13 protein-coding genes and 1 pseudogene are annotated in these 15,519 nt (G+C 65.0%); 11 read left to right on the top strand and 3 right to left on the bottom strand.

All coding sequences use genetic code 11. From position 1 onward, the window contains the following. A pseudogene (locus QZX93_RS16735) lies at positions 1-193 on the top strand (hypothetical protein); the annotation flags it as partial. Here the strand turns inward: QZX93_RS16735 and QZX93_RS16730 are convergent. Then, positions 190-2,079 (bottom strand): porin, encoded by a 1,890-nt coding sequence (locus tag QZX93_RS16730; RefSeq protein ID WP_295384054.1) that lies wholly within the window; start codon positions 2,077-2,079, stop codon positions 190-192. The pseudogene QZX93_RS16735 and the gene QZX93_RS16730 sit on opposite strands and share 4 nt — an antisense overlap. A gap of 567 nt (positions 2,080-2,646) precedes the next feature. On the opposite strand from QZX93_RS16730, the gene QZX93_RS16725 reads away from it, so the two are divergent. From QZX93_RS16725 to QZX93_RS16680, 10 genes are all read left to right on the top strand, one after another. Then, a complete protein-coding gene (locus QZX93_RS16725) occupies positions 2,647-3,789 on the top strand; it encodes a hydrogenase small subunit (RefSeq protein ID WP_295384053.1) in 1,143 nt (380 codons plus the stop codon). Continuing rightward, positions 3,786-5,576, top strand: a complete 1,791-nt coding sequence (locus QZX93_RS16720) for a nickel-dependent hydrogenase large subunit (RefSeq protein ID WP_295384052.1) — start codon at positions 3,786-3,788, stop codon at positions 5,574-5,576. The genes QZX93_RS16725 and QZX93_RS16720 overlap by 4 nt, the downstream gene beginning before the upstream one ends. A gap of 285 nt (positions 5,577-5,861) precedes the next feature. Continuing rightward, the gene (gene cybH / locus QZX93_RS16715; RefSeq protein WP_295384051.1) at positions 5,862-6,554 is read left to right on the top strand and encodes a Ni/Fe-hydrogenase, b-type cytochrome subunit; all 693 of its coding nucleotides are present in this window, start codon (positions 5,862-5,864) and stop codon (positions 6,552-6,554) included. Between the two features lie 194 nt (positions 6,555-6,748). Further along, positions 6,749-7,378 (top strand): HyaD/HybD family hydrogenase maturation endopeptidase, encoded by a 630-nt coding sequence (locus QZX93_RS16710; protein WP_295384050.1) that lies wholly within the window; start codon positions 6,749-6,751, stop codon positions 7,376-7,378. Next, entirely contained in the window at positions 7,378-7,674 is a 297-nt protein-coding gene (locus QZX93_RS16705; protein ID WP_295384049.1) for a HypC/HybG/HupF family hydrogenase formation chaperone, read from the top strand. Before QZX93_RS16710 ends, QZX93_RS16705 begins: the two co-directional genes overlap by 1 nt. 199 nt (positions 7,675-7,873) lie before the next feature. Continuing rightward, positions 7,874-8,716 (top strand): hydrogenase expression/formation protein, encoded by an 843-nt coding sequence (locus QZX93_RS16700; protein ID WP_295384048.1) that lies wholly within the window; start codon positions 7,874-7,876, stop codon positions 8,714-8,716. A gap of 202 nt (positions 8,717-8,918) precedes the next feature. Further along, positions 8,919-10,184 (top strand): MgtC/SapB family protein, encoded by a 1,266-nt coding sequence (locus QZX93_RS16695; protein ID WP_295384047.1) that lies wholly within the window; start codon positions 8,919-8,921, stop codon positions 10,182-10,184. Positions 10,185-10,365: 181 nt separating this feature from the next. Further along, entirely contained in the window at positions 10,366-11,679 is a 1,314-nt protein-coding gene (locus QZX93_RS16690) for a hypothetical protein (protein WP_295384046.1), read from the top strand. Next, the gene (locus QZX93_RS16685) at positions 11,676-12,503 is read left to right on the top strand and encodes an N-formylglutamate amidohydrolase (protein WP_295384045.1); all 828 of its coding nucleotides are present in this window, start codon (positions 11,676-11,678) and stop codon (positions 12,501-12,503) included. Before QZX93_RS16690 ends, QZX93_RS16685 begins: the two co-directional genes overlap by 4 nt. Before the next feature lie 30 nt (positions 12,504-12,533). Next, positions 12,534-13,991 carry a sigma-54 dependent transcriptional regulator gene (locus QZX93_RS16680; protein ID WP_295384044.1) on the top strand — a complete coding sequence of 486 codons (1,458 nt, stop codon included), beginning with the start codon at positions 12,534-12,536 and terminating at the stop codon, positions 13,989-13,991. Positions 13,992-14,347: 356 nt separating this feature from the next. Here the strand turns inward: QZX93_RS16680 and QZX93_RS16675 are convergent, their stop codons facing one another. Together QZX93_RS16675 and QZX93_RS16670 are read right to left on the bottom strand one after the other, a co-directional pair. Beyond that, positions 14,348-14,608, bottom strand: a complete 261-nt coding sequence (locus tag QZX93_RS16675; RefSeq protein ID WP_366760567.1) for a type II toxin-antitoxin system Phd/YefM family antitoxin — start codon at positions 14,606-14,608, stop codon at positions 14,348-14,350. Positions 14,609-14,879: 271 nt separating this feature from the next. Next, positions 14,880-15,308, bottom strand: coding sequence for a transposase (locus tag QZX93_RS16670; RefSeq protein WP_366760562.1), 429 nt, complete (start codon positions 15,306-15,308; stop codon positions 14,880-14,882). Positions 15,309-15,519: the final 211 nt, after the last annotated feature.

Genomic DNA, 15,519 nt, shown 5'->3' with positions numbered 1-15,519 from the left:
CCTCGCCTGCTTTCGTGCCTACGCATCGACGCGTCCGTTACCGTTCGCGCCGCAAGGCTCGATACTGGGCTCGCGGCTCACGATTACCCAGGTGGGATTTGCACCCACTAGACTACGCGACATTGCCAAGCCGCACTGGCACCGTTTTTTAATGCTTCCAAGCGCGCCCGAAGGCGCGCTGCTAGTCCATTAGAAGCTGTGCATCATGCCGATCGAGAAGCCGCTCCAGCCCGCCTTGGCAATCTTGTCGTCCAACGCGGTGTAGAGGGCATAGGCCTGGGTACGCTTGCTGAAGTTGTAGTCATACCCAATCGCCCAAGCGGTCTTCTGCTTGTTGTTGTACAGCGGGCTGCCGGTGCCGGCAAGGTACTGCCCCACGTTGCCCGCCTGGCAGGTGAAGCGGAAACCGACCGCATTCGGATCGGCACACTGTTGCAACTGCGCAGTACCCCACATGGCCTTGACCATGTTGTTGCCAAAGGCATAACCGGCCTGGAACTGCAAGTAGTTGGCGTTCGACTTGTTGGGGGCGCCATTGATGTTATTGCGCGCCTCGTAGATACCGGTCAGGGTAAACCCGTTCCAGTCCAAGAGACCCGCGCCAAGCCGCACCTTGCTGTCATCCTTGGCCGTCCGGTTCTGGAAGACAAACTGGTAGTACGGGTTGTCAGCCGCGAAGTTGGATCTCCCCAGCAACTCGTAGGCCACCGATCCATAGAAGGGGCCATTCTTGTAGGTCGCTGCCAACGAGTAGGCGCCGGCTAAATTATTTGCCCTGTTGTCGGGCATCCCGTTGAGCAGAATGGGCGTGGAGGCATTCTGCGGGACCATCGCCATCGCCAATTGGAAGCCGCTGAAGTTCGGGCTGATGTAGGCGACCGTATTGTCAGCGCGCAGGTCCTGGAAGCCGATGGTGGTGTTCATGTCCGCCAAGGTATCGGCGAACAGGTCCAACCGGGCCGTGGAGAGCTTCATCGGGGTATCATGACGCCCCACCAGGAAGGTACCCCAGTCACCCGCCAAACCGACGAAGGTATTGCGGAAGGAGAAGCCAGCGGCGGACGTGCTGGTGGCGCCGTTGATGTTGGCAGCGGCACCGGCCGTGGTCCCGCGATTGCCGTTCGTGAGATTGTAGTCACGGTTGGCATTGGTGAGGTCCACACCGATCTCGATCTGGTAGATCGCCTTCAGACCGTTGCCCAGGTCCTCGGAACCCTTGACACCGACACGGGAGGCGGGACCGTTGACCGCGTTGGCCGTATCCATGCCCCAGCCATTGAAACTTTGGCCAGCCCGGGTGTTGTTGAGGGCCATCGCTTGCAGGGCGATCCCGGCCAAACCGCTGGAGCGGTTCTGCCCGACCAACATCATGATTTGAGAGTTCGCCGCCGCGGCGTCTGCGGCAGTGAGCGTGCCGGCCTTCAGTGCGTTATTGAGCGCGTTCACCTGGCCTTGAACATAGGTGTTCAACGCCATGGCGCCGCCACCGCCACCAACGGCAGTTTGCCACCCGGCCTTATTTGCAGCGGCCCAGTTCGCCTGTTGGGTCGCGGTAGGCGCCACACCAGGGGCAAGCTGGTTGGGGCCAAGATATGCGGCAGCGGCGCCCGTGGCCAGGGTAGTGGCAGCCACCGCCCCCTGACCGTTCGCCATCGCTTGATTGTAATAGGCGTTATAAGTGGACTGATACTGCGTAGTCAAAACGTTTTGCGCGGCGACTGACCAGCCCAGTGCTGCGTTCGTCGGGTAGAAATAACCCGGAATGGTGCCGCCCGCCCCGCCTGGAATGTAGGTGGCACCACCAGGTACCGCCCCGAGCGCATTCGACAGGGCTGTTTGCTGGTTCGCCAGCGCAAGCGCGTTAGGCGCAGTCACCTGGCCGCTCCCGTAGAAGAAGGGAGCCGCGTTGAACTGCGGACCAACCGTATTTCCAGGACGGAAATAGGTCGCATTCTGGCTGACATTGATGTAATCGATTGAGACGTTGACCTTGCCGTAGAGGATGGCTTCGGCGGACGCGGTGAAGGCCGGGACGGTCAGGGCGGTGGCGACCGCCAGGGTAAGAAGCTTTTTGTTCATCATGATCTCCGCTGTTGTGGATTCAGCAACAAGGACTACAAAACCTAACGCAATTTCGCGTAGCAGGGCAAACTATAGACGACGCCAGCGCGCTTTGCAACAGTGCCGAGAAAAAAAAGAGACACCGAAGACGATCGTTGTGTTTTTGACACACCCGGCGCCGGATACCCCGTCTGGTAGGTGCGGCGGTAGGCCACTGTTGCGGCCTGGACCGCGCGCCGGACACGCGCCCCGCGACCGGCACGAAACCGCGAAGCAAGCCGTCGCTGACCGTGCAGTCGCTCGCGCACCCGCCAGATCAACCTGCAAACACCGCGAATACCATAAAAAACCTTCGCGTTCTTCGCGCCTTCGCGCGCTACCCGCACTTTCTAAACAGTAAAGATCCTTGTCAGCGACCGCGCCAAGACCGGCAGCGTGCTTTGCACCGCCGCCCCGCCCAGGTCAGGGGCGCGAACATAACCGATTGACATATCGCAATCCTTCGTTGGCCCGCCATTTGCTGTGTGTCCCCCAGATACGACACACGCGACCCCTTGCGCGGTCGCCCAGCCGAGGGGAGAGACGATGCCGACCACCGAGACCTTCTATGAGGTCATGCGGCGCCAGGGGATTACCCGCCGCAGCTTCCTTAAATTCTGTAGCCTGACCGCCACGGCCCTGGGGCTGGGGCCGGCTTACAGCGCGCAGTTGGCAGCCGCCATGGAGACCAAACCGCGTATCCCGGTGCTGTGGCTGCATGGGCTGGAGTGTACCTGTTGCTCGGAGTCCTTCATCCGCTCGGCCCACCCCCTGGTCAAGGACGTAGTGCTGTCCATGATCTCGCTGGACTACGACGACACCATCATGGCCGCCTCCGGGCATCAGGCCGAGGCCATCGTGGCCGAGATCCGCAAAAAATATAAAGGGAACTACATCCTGGCGGTGGAGGGCAACGCGCCGCTCAACCAGGACGGCATGTCCTGCTTCATCGCCGGACGGCCCTTCCTGGAACAGCTCAAGGAGGCCGCGGCGGACTGCAAGGCGATCATCTCCTGGGGCTCCTGCGCCTCCTGGGGCTGTGTCCAGGCCGCCCACCCCAACCCGACCCAGGCGGTCCCGATCCACAAGGTCATCCATGACAAGCCCATCATCAAGGTCCCGGGCTGCCCGCCGATTGCGGAGGTGATGACCGCGGTCGTGACCTATATGCTGACCTTCGAGCGCATCCCCGAACTGGACCGCCAGGGCCGACCCAAGATGTTCTACGGCCAGCGCATCCACGACAAGTGTTATCGCCGACCCCACTTCGACGCCGGTCAGTTCGTCGAGTCGTGGGACGACGAGGGGGCGCGGCGCGGCTACTGTCTCTACAAGATGGGCTGCAAGGGGCCGACCACCTACAACGCCTGCTCCACCGTGCGGTGGAACAGCGGGGTCTCCTTCCCCATCCAATCCGGGCACGGGTGTATCGGTTGCTCGGAGGACGGCTTCTGGGACAAGGGCAGTTTCTATGACCATGTGACCGACACCAGGGTGTTCGGGGTCGAACTCAACGCCGATCGGGTGGGCCTGGCCGCGGCCGGGACCGTCGGCGCGGCGGTGGCCGTCCACGCGGTGGCATCGACGATCCAGCGGGTGCGCCAGCCGGGCGACTTCGGCGACCGCACCCCCGGTGGGAATCCAGGTGCCGACGATCCGGCCAAGCAGCAGACAGGTGAGCGCTCATGAGTATCCAGACCCCCAACGGCTTCACGCTGGACAACGCCGGCACCAGGGTGGTGGTGGACCCGGTCACCCGCATCGAGGGTCACCTGCGCTGCGAGGTGAACCTGGACGAGCACAACGTGATCCGCAACGCGGTGTCCACCGGCACCATGTGGCGCGGGCTGGAGGTGATCCTCAAGGGTCGCGACCCGCGCGACGCCTGGGCCTTCACCGAGCGGATCTGCGGTGTCTGCACCGGCACCCACGCCCTCACCAGCGTGCGGGCGGTGGAGGATGCGCTCGGCATCCAGATCCCGGAGAACGCCAATACCATCCGTAACATCATGCAGTTGACCCTGCAATCGCACGACCACCTGGTACACTTCTACCACCTGCACGCGCTCGACTGGGTGGACGTGGTCTCGGCGCTCAAGGCCGACCCCAAGGCCACCTCCGTCCTGGCCCAGTCGATCTCCGCCTGGCCCCAGTCCTCCCCGGGCTGGTTCCGCGACGTGCAGAACCGGCTCAAGCGCTTCGTGGAGTCCGGCCAGTTGGGGCCTTTCATGAACGGCTACTGGGGCAATCCGGCCTACAAGCTGCCGCCGGAGGCCAACCTGATGGCGGTCGCGCACTATCTGGAGGCCCTCGACTTCCAGCGCGAGATCGTCAAGATCCACACCGTCTACGGCGGCAAGAACCCACACCCCAACTGGCTGGTGGGCGGGGTGCCCTGCGCCATCAACCTCGACGACACCGGGGCCGTGGGCGCGGTCAACATGGAGCGGCTGAACCTGGTCTCCTCCATCATCGACCGTACTATCGACTTTATCGACCAGGTCTACCTCCCGGACCTGCTGGCCATCGCCTCCTTCTATAAGGACTGGACCTTCGGCGGCGGGCTGTCCAGCCAGTCGGTGATGTCCTATGGCGACATCCCGGAGCGGGCCAACGACAACTCGGCGGCCAACCAGCTCCTGCCGCGCGGGGCCATCATCAACGGCAACCTCCAGGAGGTCCACGACGTGGACCTGAGCGACCCTGCGCAAATCCAAGAGTTTGTTGCACACTCCTGGTACACCTACGAAGACGAGCAAAAGGGCCTGCACCCCTGGGACGGCGTCACCGAACCGAACTTTGTGCTCGGCCCCAAGACCAAGGGCACCAAGACCAACATCCAGGAGATCGACGAGGATGCCAAGTACTCCTGGATCAAGGCCCCGCGCTGGCGCGGCCACGCCATGGAGGTCGGCCCCCTGGCCCGTTGGGTAATCGGCTATGCCAAGGGCATGCCTGAGTTCAAGGAGCCGGTGGAGAAGGTCCTGACCGATCTGAACCTGCCCGTGACCGCGCTGTTCTCGACCCTGGGGCGTACCGCCGCCCGCGGCCTGGAGGCCTCCTGGGCCGTGCATAAGTTGCGCTATTTCCAGGACAAGCTGGTGGCCAACCTCAAGGCCGGAGACAGCGCCACCGCCAACGCCACCAAGTGGGACCCCTCGACCTGGCCGAAAGAGGCGCGGGGCGTGGGCACCACCGAGGCCCCGCGCGGCGCGCTGGGGCACTGGATCGTGATCAAGGACGGGCGGATCGAGAACTACCAGGCGGTGGTGCCGACCACCTGGAACGGCTCACCGCGTGACCCGGCCGGCAACATCGGTGCCTTTGAGGCGGCCCTGCTGAACACCCCACTGGCGGTCCCCGATCAGCCCCTGGAGATCCTGCGCACCCTGCACAGCTTCGACCCCTGCCTGGCGTGCTCCACCCACGTCATGAGCCCGGATGGGGAGGAACTGACACGGGTCAAGGTGCGGTAACCAAGATTCCGAGCCCGGGCGGACAAGAGAAGATTGTCCGCAAATGAACGCGAATGAACGCAAATCATTCTTGGCTATTCGCGGTCGACCCAAAGGTAATCGCTCACACCAGAAACTGCCGTTCAGCAAATGAGCGCAAAGAACATGACGACAGGTTGAAGAGTCAAGGGCTAATGTGTGTCGCGTCGCTATCGCTGTACCCTTGAACCTTTTCTTCTATTTGCGTTCATTTGCGTTCATTTGCGGACGTCCGTTCTTTATTTTTAGTCGCGGAGATCTGCAACCATGAGCACCGCCGTCCCTACCGTCAAACGCACCGCGGTCTATGTCTACCAGGCCCCGCTGCGGGCCTGGCACTGGATCAATGCCCTGTCGCTCACGCTCCTGGTCATTACCGGATATCTGATCGGCAGCCCGCTGCCGACCCTATCCGGGGAGGCCAGCGATCATTTTCTGATGGGCTATATCCGTTTTGCCCACTTTGCCGCCGCCTATGTCTTTGCCATCGGCTTCGTCTTCCGACTCTATTGGGCGCTGGTCGGTAACCGCTGGTCCCGCCAGCTTTTTGCCTTACCGTTCTGGCGCCGCCGCTTCTGGAGCGAGCTCTGGCACGAGTTGCGTTGGTATGCCTTTCTGGAAAAAGAACCGCGCAAGTACATCGGTCACAACCCGCTGGCCCATCTGTTCATGGTGGTCATCATCACCGTCGGCGGCATCGTGATGATCTTCACCGGCTTTGCGCTCTACTCGGAAGGCGCGGGCCTTGGGAGTTTGTCGGATCGGTGGTTCGGCTGGGTCATCCCCTGGGTCGGTCAGAGCCAGGACGTGCGCATGTGGCACCACTGGGGCATGTGGATCATCGGGATCTTCGTCATGCTGCATGTCTATACCGCCATCCGCGAGGACATCCTCTCCCGTCAGAGCCTGATCAGCACCATGGTGAGCGGCTGGCGGATGTTCAAGGACGATCGTCCATAGGATGGGTTTCGCTGCGCTCAACCCATCCTAAACGAATAATTCGTTTTTCGTTTTTCGTTTCTCGTTCCCATGCTCCAGCGTGGGAATGCCATGCGGGCGCTCCGCGTCCGGTTTGGACGCTGGACGCGGAGCGCCCGCTCTGGCTCCCACGCGGGAGCGTGGGAGCCAGAACAAAGTAAACCGGAGCACACCCGATGAGCGAGCAAACCAAGATCCTGATCCTCGGTATCGGCAACGTCCTCTGGGCCGACGAGGGGTTCGGGGTACGGGCGGTGGAGGCGCTGGCCGAGCGTTACCGCTTCGGCCCCCATGTCCAGTTGCTCGACGGCGGCACCCAGGGCATCTATCTGGTCGACCAGGTGCGGTGGGCGGACGTGCTGGTGGTCTTCGACGCGGTCGACTACGGACTCCCGCCCGGCACCCTCAAGCGGGTGGAGGGGGCCGAGGTGCCGCGGTTCATGGGGGCCAAGAAGATGAGCCTGCATCAGACCGGATTCCAGGAGGTGCTGGCGCTGGCGGACCTGCTCGGCGACTATCCGCAGCACCTGTTGCTGATCGGCGTCCAGCCGGTGGAACTGGATGACTTCGGGGGCAGCTTGCGGCCGCCGGTCAAGGCGTGCATCCAGCCCGCCATCGCCCTGGCCCTGGAGTTCCTCGCCGGGTTTGGGATCGGCTGGGAAGTGCTCGAGGGCCACCACGAGCGCCCGCTGGACCTGCCCGATCCGGCCCTGAGCCTGGACGCCTATGAGTCCGGCCGCCCCAGCGAGGTCGCCGCGTATCGGCTGGGCGACCCGCGAGTGCTGGCGGGCGTGGGAGGCGCCTGATGTGTATCGGCGTACCCATGCAGGTCATTGAGGCCGGCCCGCACTGGGCCTGGTGTCAGGGACCCGGCGATCCGACCCAGGTCGATACCCGGTTGGTCGGGAAGCAACACCCCGGCGCCTGGCTCCTGGTCTTCCAGGACGCCGCCCGGGAGGTCTTGAGCGAGGCCCGCGCCCGCCTGGTGTTGGACGCCCTGGCGGCACTGCACGCGGCCGCGGCCGGCGATCCATTCGAGCACCTGTTCCCGGATCTGGTGGGGCGGGAACCCCAGCTTCCCGAGTTTTTGCGCGAGCCCTGACCCCGCAAAGGGCCATTGTCACGCCAAGGCGCCAAGACGCCAAGCAAGAAAGGCTGCGCTGCGTTGTCGGACCCATCCGCCGCGTGACTGGCCTGACGCTGATAACGCACTGAATAATCTTGGCGTCTTGGCGCCTTGGCGTGAGACTATTCCGTTACCAGGTTCAGGGCTCGCGCGCCCTCTCCACTGAGTTCACCAAATGCACTCGATTCAGATTCCCTCGGGCCTCGTCGGTCCCGGTAGCCAGCCGACGGAGGAGGACGGGGCGGCGCTCGACTATCTGCCCATGCCAACCACCATGGGGACCTACGAGCCGCCCAGCCTGCCCGAGCCGGAGGCGCTGCCCGCACTCGCGCCGGCCTTGGCGCTATTGGAACTGCTCCAGGCGGCGCTCGCCGCCCAGCGGGTCGCGGACCCGCCGGTGGTACTGAACCTGGCGTTGCTCGATGCCGACAACCGCGAATTTCTGGAGCAGACGCTCGGCGACGGCGAGGTCAGCGCACTGGTCGCCGGGCGGGAGGCCGCGCGCGTCCAGGAGACCCGGCTCGCCGGGGTCTGGTGGGTGCGTCCAGTCGCCGGCGGGGACTACCTGGAGGTGGCGGACCTCCCCGCCCTGGTGCGGGCCAGCGCCTTCCACGCCGCCGCGAACCAAGCACGCCTTCCCGTCCCTCTGCCGGCGGGCGTGATGAACGCCCCCGGCGTCCTGGCGGAGGTCAACGCCCAGGTCGCCAGCCGCGAGGGCGGCGAGCCGCCGCACATCGTCAATCTGACCCTGTTGCCCCAGACCCCCGAGGACCTGGTCTGTCTGGCGGCCAGTCTGGGTGCCGGGCCGGTAACCCTGCTGTCGCGCGGCTATGGCAATTGTCGGGTCGCCGCCACCGGGGTCCGCCACTGCTGGCGGGTGCAGCACTACAACTCGCAGGAGGCGCTGATCCTCGACTCCATCGAGATCACGCCAGCCCCGGTGTCGGTGCTGGCCGCCCAAGAGGACCTGGAGGACAGCGCCGAGCGCTTGGCCGAGATCCTCGAAGCCTTGCGCTAGCCCGCATAGCTCACGCCAAGGCGCCAAGCTCGCCAAGAAATACAGAACGCTAGGCCAGGCGCCCAGATCACCTGACGGGTGAATGGGGCAGTGCGGATAACACACTGAAAAACCTTGGCGAGCTTGGCGCCTTGGCGTGAGACTCGTGATAAATCTGGGCTAGTCTGGTCCGCGTCCCGCCCCAAAAACCAGAGGCCCTGCCATGTTGCCCGCACAAGCCACCTTCTACCACCTGGGGGCCGCCCTGGCGATCGGCCTGCTGATCGGGGTCGAGCGCGGTTGGTCGGAGCGTGACGAACAGGACGGCACCCGGGTGGCTGGGGTTCGTACCTTCGCGCTCATCGGTCTGCTGGGCGGCGCGACGACCCTGATTGGGCCGCCCCTGGGGGCCTGGCTGGCGGCCTTGGGGCTGCTGGCGCTGGGGGTGTTGTTCGCCACCGCCTATGCGATCCACGCCCGCAGCCGACCGGATCGGATGGGGATCACGGTCCCGGTGGCGGGGCTACTGACCTTTGTGCTGGGCGCGCTGGCCGCCTCGGGTCAGGTCGCGGTGGCCGCCGCCGCCGCGGTGGTCGCCACCCTGCTGCTCAGTGCCAAACCGGTCCTCCACCATTGGCTCACTACCCTGCAAGGCCAGGAACTGGCGGCCGGCCTGCAACTGTTGCTGCTGTCGGTGGTCGTCCTGCCCTTGCTGCCGAATCGGGGCTATGGCCCCTGGCAGGCGCTCAATCCCTATCGCCTCTGGTGGATGGTGGTCCTGATCGCGGCGATGTCGTTTGTCGGCTATTTTGCGGTCAAGGAGGCCGGGGCGCGCAAGGGGGCGATCTTCACTGGAATCTTTGCCGGGCTGGCCTCATCCACTGCGCTAACCCTGCACTTCGCCCGCCTGGCCCGCGCCCAACCGGAATTGAGCCCCACGCTCGCCACCGGCATCCTGCTCGCCTGCGGCACCATGTTCCCGCGGATGGCCTTGGTCCTGGCGGTGGCGGCCCCCAATGTGTTGCTGCCGGCCTTGCTGCCATTGGGTCTGATGACGCTGGTGGTCTATGGCGCGGCGCTGCGCCAATGGTGGACCCTGGGCGACGCGTCAGGCGCGGCCGTCACCAGCCTGCGCAATCCATTGGAACTGACGGCGGCCATCGGTTTCGGCGCCTTCCTGGCCCTGGTGATGGTCCTGGCCCGGGGGGTTGAGGTCTGGCTGGGCAGCACCGGGGTCCTGGCCCTCGCGGCGGCCTCGGGCGTTGCCGACGTGGATGCCATTACCCTGTCGCTCGTCGGCATGAGCCGTACCGGCCTGGGCCTGCAAACCGTCGTCACCGGTATCGTCATCGCGGCGGCGTCCAACTCACTGGTCAAGGGCGCGATGGCGACCACCGTCAGCGGCCGGCGACTGGGCGCGAGCGTGGCCTTACCCCTGGCCCTGGCGGCCCTCGTGGGACCGCTGGCGGTCTGGATCACGCTGTGGTGAGTGGGCAAAGCGTCACCCTGCCAGGCTATACTCCCATCGCTCGTTGACCCCCGGCTCGGCAACCCAGCCGAGCGGGCGGCGGATTCGCTGCCCTTGCCGCTCCACCGCGCCCCCGGTACCGGCCGCACCTCAGGTGCGGCCGACGGGGGTCCCGATCCCGGAACCGACGGAGGAATCCCCAATGTACAGCCTCCCACAACTCCACGGTCAGGCCGTCGACCTGTGGGGCCGACGCCACCGCGGCCCAGATCACGCGCTCCCCTGGCCCCGGAGCACGGCCGACACCCTTGCCGAGCTCTTCGCGCTGCGTCGTCCCGCGCTGCACCTGCCGCGCTACCCGCACTACACCCCAGATGAGCGGCTCGCCGGCGACTACGGCTACTATTTTGTGCGCGGCGAGCGCTACCTGAGCTGCCAGGCCGCCCGCTTCCTGCTCTTGAGCGGGCACTTCATCACCCTGGCGGACCAGGGCGCGGTCGACCTGGCAGCGGACATCTCCGACTATTGGAGCGGCTTTTTTCAGGAACACTTTGCGGGACAGCTCGGACCCGTCGTGCGCTACGTCGGCCCCACCGATTACCGCCAGCGGGTGGCCGAGCACCCGGGCCTGCGCGTGGTCTCGCCCCACCCATTCGACAGCACACACATCCCGGCTGAACGCTTTTATCTGGACGACCCGAGCCTGGCGGTGCGCCTGAACGACAAGGGCCGCCTGCACGAGTTGACCGACCGGGTGCCGCGCCACGAGCGCCTGAGCGCCGAGTCATTCGCGCAGGACCAGTGGCGGGAACGTTGGCCCCTGCCCTTCGTGGTCAAGTTGACCGAACCCTGCGGGGGCGGCGACGGGGTGGCGCTGTGCCGCGACGCACATGACCTGCGCGAGGCCAAGCAGCGCTTTGCCGGCCGTCCGGTGAAGATCGAACAGTATCTGCAAGACATCCGCAACAACTTCAACGTCCAGCTCCAGATCGCACCGGATGGGGCGCTCTCCTACATCGGCGGCTCGGTGCAGCGGGTGCTGTGCGGTGCCTACGCCGGCAATTGTATCGATCCCCAATGGGTGCCGCCGGCCCCGGTGGCGGCGGTGTGCGACCAGGCGGCGCGGGCCGCCGCCGCGCTCGGCTGGCATGGGGTCTGCGGCCTGGACCTGATCGAGGACGGGGCCGGCGAGGTCTGGCTGATCGACCCCAACTTCCGGCTCAACGGCTCCACGCCCTTCTTTCTCTTGGGCGACTATCTCACCGACCGCCACCGCCACCCCCAACTCACCACCGGCTACTTCTGCTATCCTGGCACCCCGGCGCAATTGTTCGATCGCTTCCGCCGGGAGATCCACCGCGGCACGCTGGTCCCGGTCGGGGCCCACTACGACACCAGGGAGGACGCCGTGACGCGCCTGTATGCCGCGGTGGTGAGCGACGGCGACCCGCAGCGCCATGCCGGCCTGCTGCGCGACTTCGCCGCCAAGCAACTGCTATCGGGAATCGGACTGTGAGCCAGGTATTCGACACCCTCCCACTCGATTATCGGGAGGGGCAAATCCCCGTTCTGCTGGAGCTGCCGCACGGCGGCCATCTGACCCCCAACGAGGTCAAGCCCTACCTGCACCCCAAGTTCACCCCCGGCGACCGGCGGGAGGATTCGGACGAGTTCTCCGATGAGCTCTATCTGGACCTGCCCGCCGCCCCCCATGTGTTGCGCTTCAGGATCTGGCGCGCCCACGCGGACCCCAACCGCCCGTGCGACGACCTCGACGCGGACGGGGCCGTCAAGACCCTCACCAGCCAGGGCGTGAAGATCTACCAGTCCGACCGGGGGCTCCCCGCCCAGGCGCGGCAACAGGTGATCGAGCGTTACATCCAGCCACACCAGCGCCGTCTCGCCGAGTTGGTTAGCAGCCCCAAGATCGAGAAGGTCTTGTTTTGTCACACCATGCCAGGCATCGGCACCGGTGGTTCCAATGACAAGGGCGAGTTGCGCCCGCTCATCATGTTCGGCAATGGCGGCGACCTGAAAGGCAATCCACCCAATGACTCCTTTGCCGAGCGCGCACTGCTGCTCAACCTCGCCGAGATCGTGGAGACCAGCGTCGGCGACCTGGATGTCGACTTCAATTTCTGCGACGTGATCCGCTACAACCATCCCTATACCGGCAGCCATTCGCTGAATCGCTTCGACCCGGAACTGCTGCGCGGCAAACAGTCCTTGACCATCGAGATCAACCGCGATCTGCTCCTGCACAACCCCGACAACATCGTGCCCACCCGCACCATCGTCAATCGCCTGGTGCTGGCCCTGGCGCAATGGGGACGGGATTGAGCGGGTCGGGCGTCGTGGGCCGGGACTAGGATGAACGCCGCCCGCCCAAGCATGCTGGTCGTGGATGGGGAAGTCCTGTCACTGGACAGCCTGAGCCGCACCCTCGCCGACGAATTCGACGTCCACACCGCGCCCAATGTCGCGGAGGCCGAGCGCTGTCTGGAGTCCGACTATATCCAGGCGGTGATCGCCGACCAGCGGCTACCGGAGATGCGCGGCGTGGACTTCCTGGCCCGGGTGCGCGAGCGCTGGCCGGACGTGGTGCGGATGATCCTACTCGAGCAGCCCACCGGCGCCGGACTCATCGACGGGGTTACCCGGGCCGGCGTCTACCAGTTCATCACCAAGCCCTGGTGCCCGGACCAGCTCTTGCTCACCGTGCGCAACGCCTGCCGGCTGCACCGGCTCCAGCGCGAGAACGACCTGCTGGCCCTGGAGATGCGGGTGACTGCACCGACCCTGGAGCAGCGGATGGATCGGCAGCGCGCCTATCTCAAGCGCAACTTTCGGCTCGACTCCATCACCCGCGGCCCGGACAGCCCGCTGAACCGGGTCTGCGAGCAGGTCGCCCAGGTCGCCCCCTATGACGTGCCGGTGCTGCTCACCGGCGAGTCGGGCACCGGCAAGGAGCTGTTCGCCCGGGCATTGCACTACAACAGCCCGCGCGCGGATCGGCCATTCGTGGCCGAGAACTGTGCCGCGCTGGCCGACGACATCCTGGAGAGCGAGCTCTTCGGCCACGCCAAGGGCGCCTTCACCGGCGCCGTCACCGCCCGCATCGGGCTGTTCGAGCAGGCCGACGGCGGGACCATCTTCCTGGACGAGATCGGCGAGGTCTCTCCGGCCTTCCAGGTCAAACTACTGCGGGTGCTCCAAGAGGGCGAGGTGCGCCCGGTCGGCAGCAACCGCCGCCGCCGGGTGGACGTGCGGGTGGTGGCCGCCACCAATCGCGACCTGGCCCGGGAGCGGCGCGCCGGGCGCTTTCGCGAGGACCTCTATTACCGCCTGGCGGGGCTCTGTCTGCACCTGCCCCCGCTGCGCGACCGGCGGGTGGACATCCCGCTCATCGCCCGCTCACTGCTCGAAGAGCTGACCCGCACCCTGGGCAAGGCCTGCGGCGGCATCACCGACGAGGCCATGGTTTGTCTCCAGACCTACGACTGGCCGGGCAACGTGCGCGAGCTGCGCAATGAGATCCAACGCATGCTCATCATGGCCCCCGGCGAGCGGCTGGGTTGCGAGTTGCTGGACCCCCGCGTGTGGCAAGGTGCCGCCCCGGTCGCGGCTGACGCCGAGCGCCCGGACCCGGCCGCCGTCCCCGGCGGGCTCAAAGAGCAGGTGGAGGCCCTGGAAGAGCGCCTGGTGCGCGAGGCCCTCGACCGCCACGGCTGGAACAAGAGCCAGGCGGCCGAGTCCCTGGGCCTATCCCGGGTCGGCCTGCGCAACAAGCTGGAGCGCTACGGGCTGGCGCCCAAGACCGATGCCTGAGCGGGCGCCGGCCGGCTGACGCCTCGACCTCCTGGTCGGCGCGACGCGGCGAGCGGAGGCCGAGGCTTCAGCCGGTGGCCCGGATGACAATTATCCTAGAAAAAGCAATTGCCCCGCGACAAACGCGAATGAACGCGAATAAGAACAATGCGTCGCTCGCCCGGCTGGCAGTCACCCTGGGGGCAAGCCAAGACGCGCAATTATCGCTTTTTTTATTTCGCGTTTTTCGCGGACGAATGCCCGGATTTAGGTTCATTCGCCATAGTGGGTGCGGGCGCGCACTACCATGACCACCAGTTCGTCGTCATGGATGGCATAGACGATACGATCCTGGTAGCTCAAGCGCACCCGATAGGTCACTGCGGCTCCCCGAACACCTCATCGAATGAGCGGGTATCGCCCGTCTGTGCTTCTGTTTGCGCCTGCTTGAAGGATTCCCCGAAGCCGGGAGAAGACAACAGGCCGAGCGTCTCGATCAAGCTTTCGTACTCGGCCTCCGACATCAGCACCGCATCGCCCTGGCGGTGACGGATGTGGTAGATCTCATGGCGTTCATTGGCCCCACGCAAGAGATCGAAAAGGCTCTTGCGGGCGTCGGTCGCGGTGAGTGTGGTCATATCGAGATGGGAAAAGCTGTACAATTTTCGGTACGCCTAGCCTAGGTGGGGCCGAAATCCGTGTCAACCATGATCGACGGCCGGTCGTGCCCGCCTCCCGGACCGAGGAAAAATAATCAACCGCTTCTCTTCCCGGAGTTCAGGTGCCCGAAGTTCACGGAGTCGGTTCACGCATCGTTGCATCGCTTTCCGGACGACGCGGCCCACGGTTCCCAAATGTGATCGAAATAGCGTAACACCGAGTCGACACGCAGCCACTTCGGAGCCGGACTCAATCCCATCGTCGCCCGGCAACTGCTCCACGGCCCGTCTTCGCGCGACTGACGATACCGGCACGTACGGGGTTGAGCACGACGTATCGGTTCAGTTTATCCCGATCGACCAGGAAACCTTTGAAACGCCCCTGGAAGAGATGTCCGACGCGACCATGACGGCGATTTGAGAATTGCGTGTAGATGCCGTTCAACTGACGCATTCCCTTCGACAAGTTGCCGTCCGCCGTTTCGCTCGCGAGATGAGAGTGGTTGGTCATGAGACAGTCGGCATGACACATCCAGTTGTAGCGGGCCACCGTCTCGGCCAATACATCCAGAAACACCTCGCGGTCCGCGTCGTCCTCGTAGATCGACTCGCGCCGATCACCCCGGAAGATGACGTGGTAAAACGCGCCGGGAAACTCAATGCATAAGGGCCTGGCCATGGACTCAGTTTAGCTCAAGATTGGGAGGATTCCACAATGCGAAAACTGACCCCCAGCCCCTGCCATCCAGCCCCCCGCTGATCCCCAACCCCCGCCTATCCGGATCGCTGTATCCAATGCCTGATGCCCCAGGTTGACAAGGTTGCGACAATCCCCGACTATCGCCCCTTGGCACCCTTACTCCCCCGAAAACCAATAAGGCGTCGGTTCG

The organism is uncultured Thiodictyon sp. (assembly GCF_903946935.1).
GTDB lineage: Bacteria > Pseudomonadota > Gammaproteobacteria > Chromatiales > Chromatiaceae > Thiodictyon.
The sequence above is the reverse complement of the archived record's forward strand: the minus strand, read 5'-3'. Positions and strand labels throughout refer to the sequence as shown.

Bases quoted from the DNA above. Each gene is read 5' to 3' on its own strand.
- QZX93_RS16730 (WP_295384054.1), bottom strand. From the start codon at position 2,079: ATGAACAAAAAGCTTCTTACCCTGGCGGTCGCCACCGCCCTGACCGTC.
- QZX93_RS16725 (WP_295384053.1), top strand. From the start codon at position 2,647: ATGCCGACCACCGAGACCTTCTATGAGGTCATGCGGCGCCAGGGGATT.
- QZX93_RS16720 (WP_295384052.1), top strand. From the start codon at position 3,786: ATGAGTATCCAGACCCCCAACGGCTTCACGCTGGACAACGCCGGCACC.
- cybH (WP_295384051.1), top strand. From the start codon at position 5,862: ATGAGCACCGCCGTCCCTACCGTCAAACGCACCGCGGTCTATGTCTAC.
- QZX93_RS16710 (WP_295384050.1), top strand. From the start codon at position 6,749: ATGAGCGAGCAAACCAAGATCCTGATCCTCGGTATCGGCAACGTCCTC.
- QZX93_RS16705 (WP_295384049.1), top strand. From the start codon at position 7,378: ATGTGTATCGGCGTACCCATGCAGGTCATTGAGGCCGGCCCGCACTGG.
- QZX93_RS16700 (WP_295384048.1), top strand. From the start codon at position 7,874: ATGCACTCGATTCAGATTCCCTCGGGCCTCGTCGGTCCCGGTAGCCAG.
- QZX93_RS16695 (WP_295384047.1), top strand. From the start codon at position 8,919: ATGTTGCCCGCACAAGCCACCTTCTACCACCTGGGGGCCGCCCTGGCG.
- QZX93_RS16690 (WP_295384046.1), top strand. From the start codon at position 10,366: ATGTACAGCCTCCCACAACTCCACGGTCAGGCCGTCGACCTGTGGGGC.
- QZX93_RS16680 (WP_295384044.1), top strand. From the start codon at position 12,534: ATGAACGCCGCCCGCCCAAGCATGCTGGTCGTGGATGGGGAAGTCCTG.
- QZX93_RS16675 (WP_366760567.1), bottom strand. From the start codon at position 14,608: ATGACCACACTCACCGCGACCGACGCCCGCAAGAGCCTTTTCGATCTC.
- QZX93_RS16670 (WP_366760562.1), bottom strand. From the start codon at position 15,308: ATGGCCAGGCCCTTATGCATTGAGTTTCCCGGCGCGTTTTACCACGTC.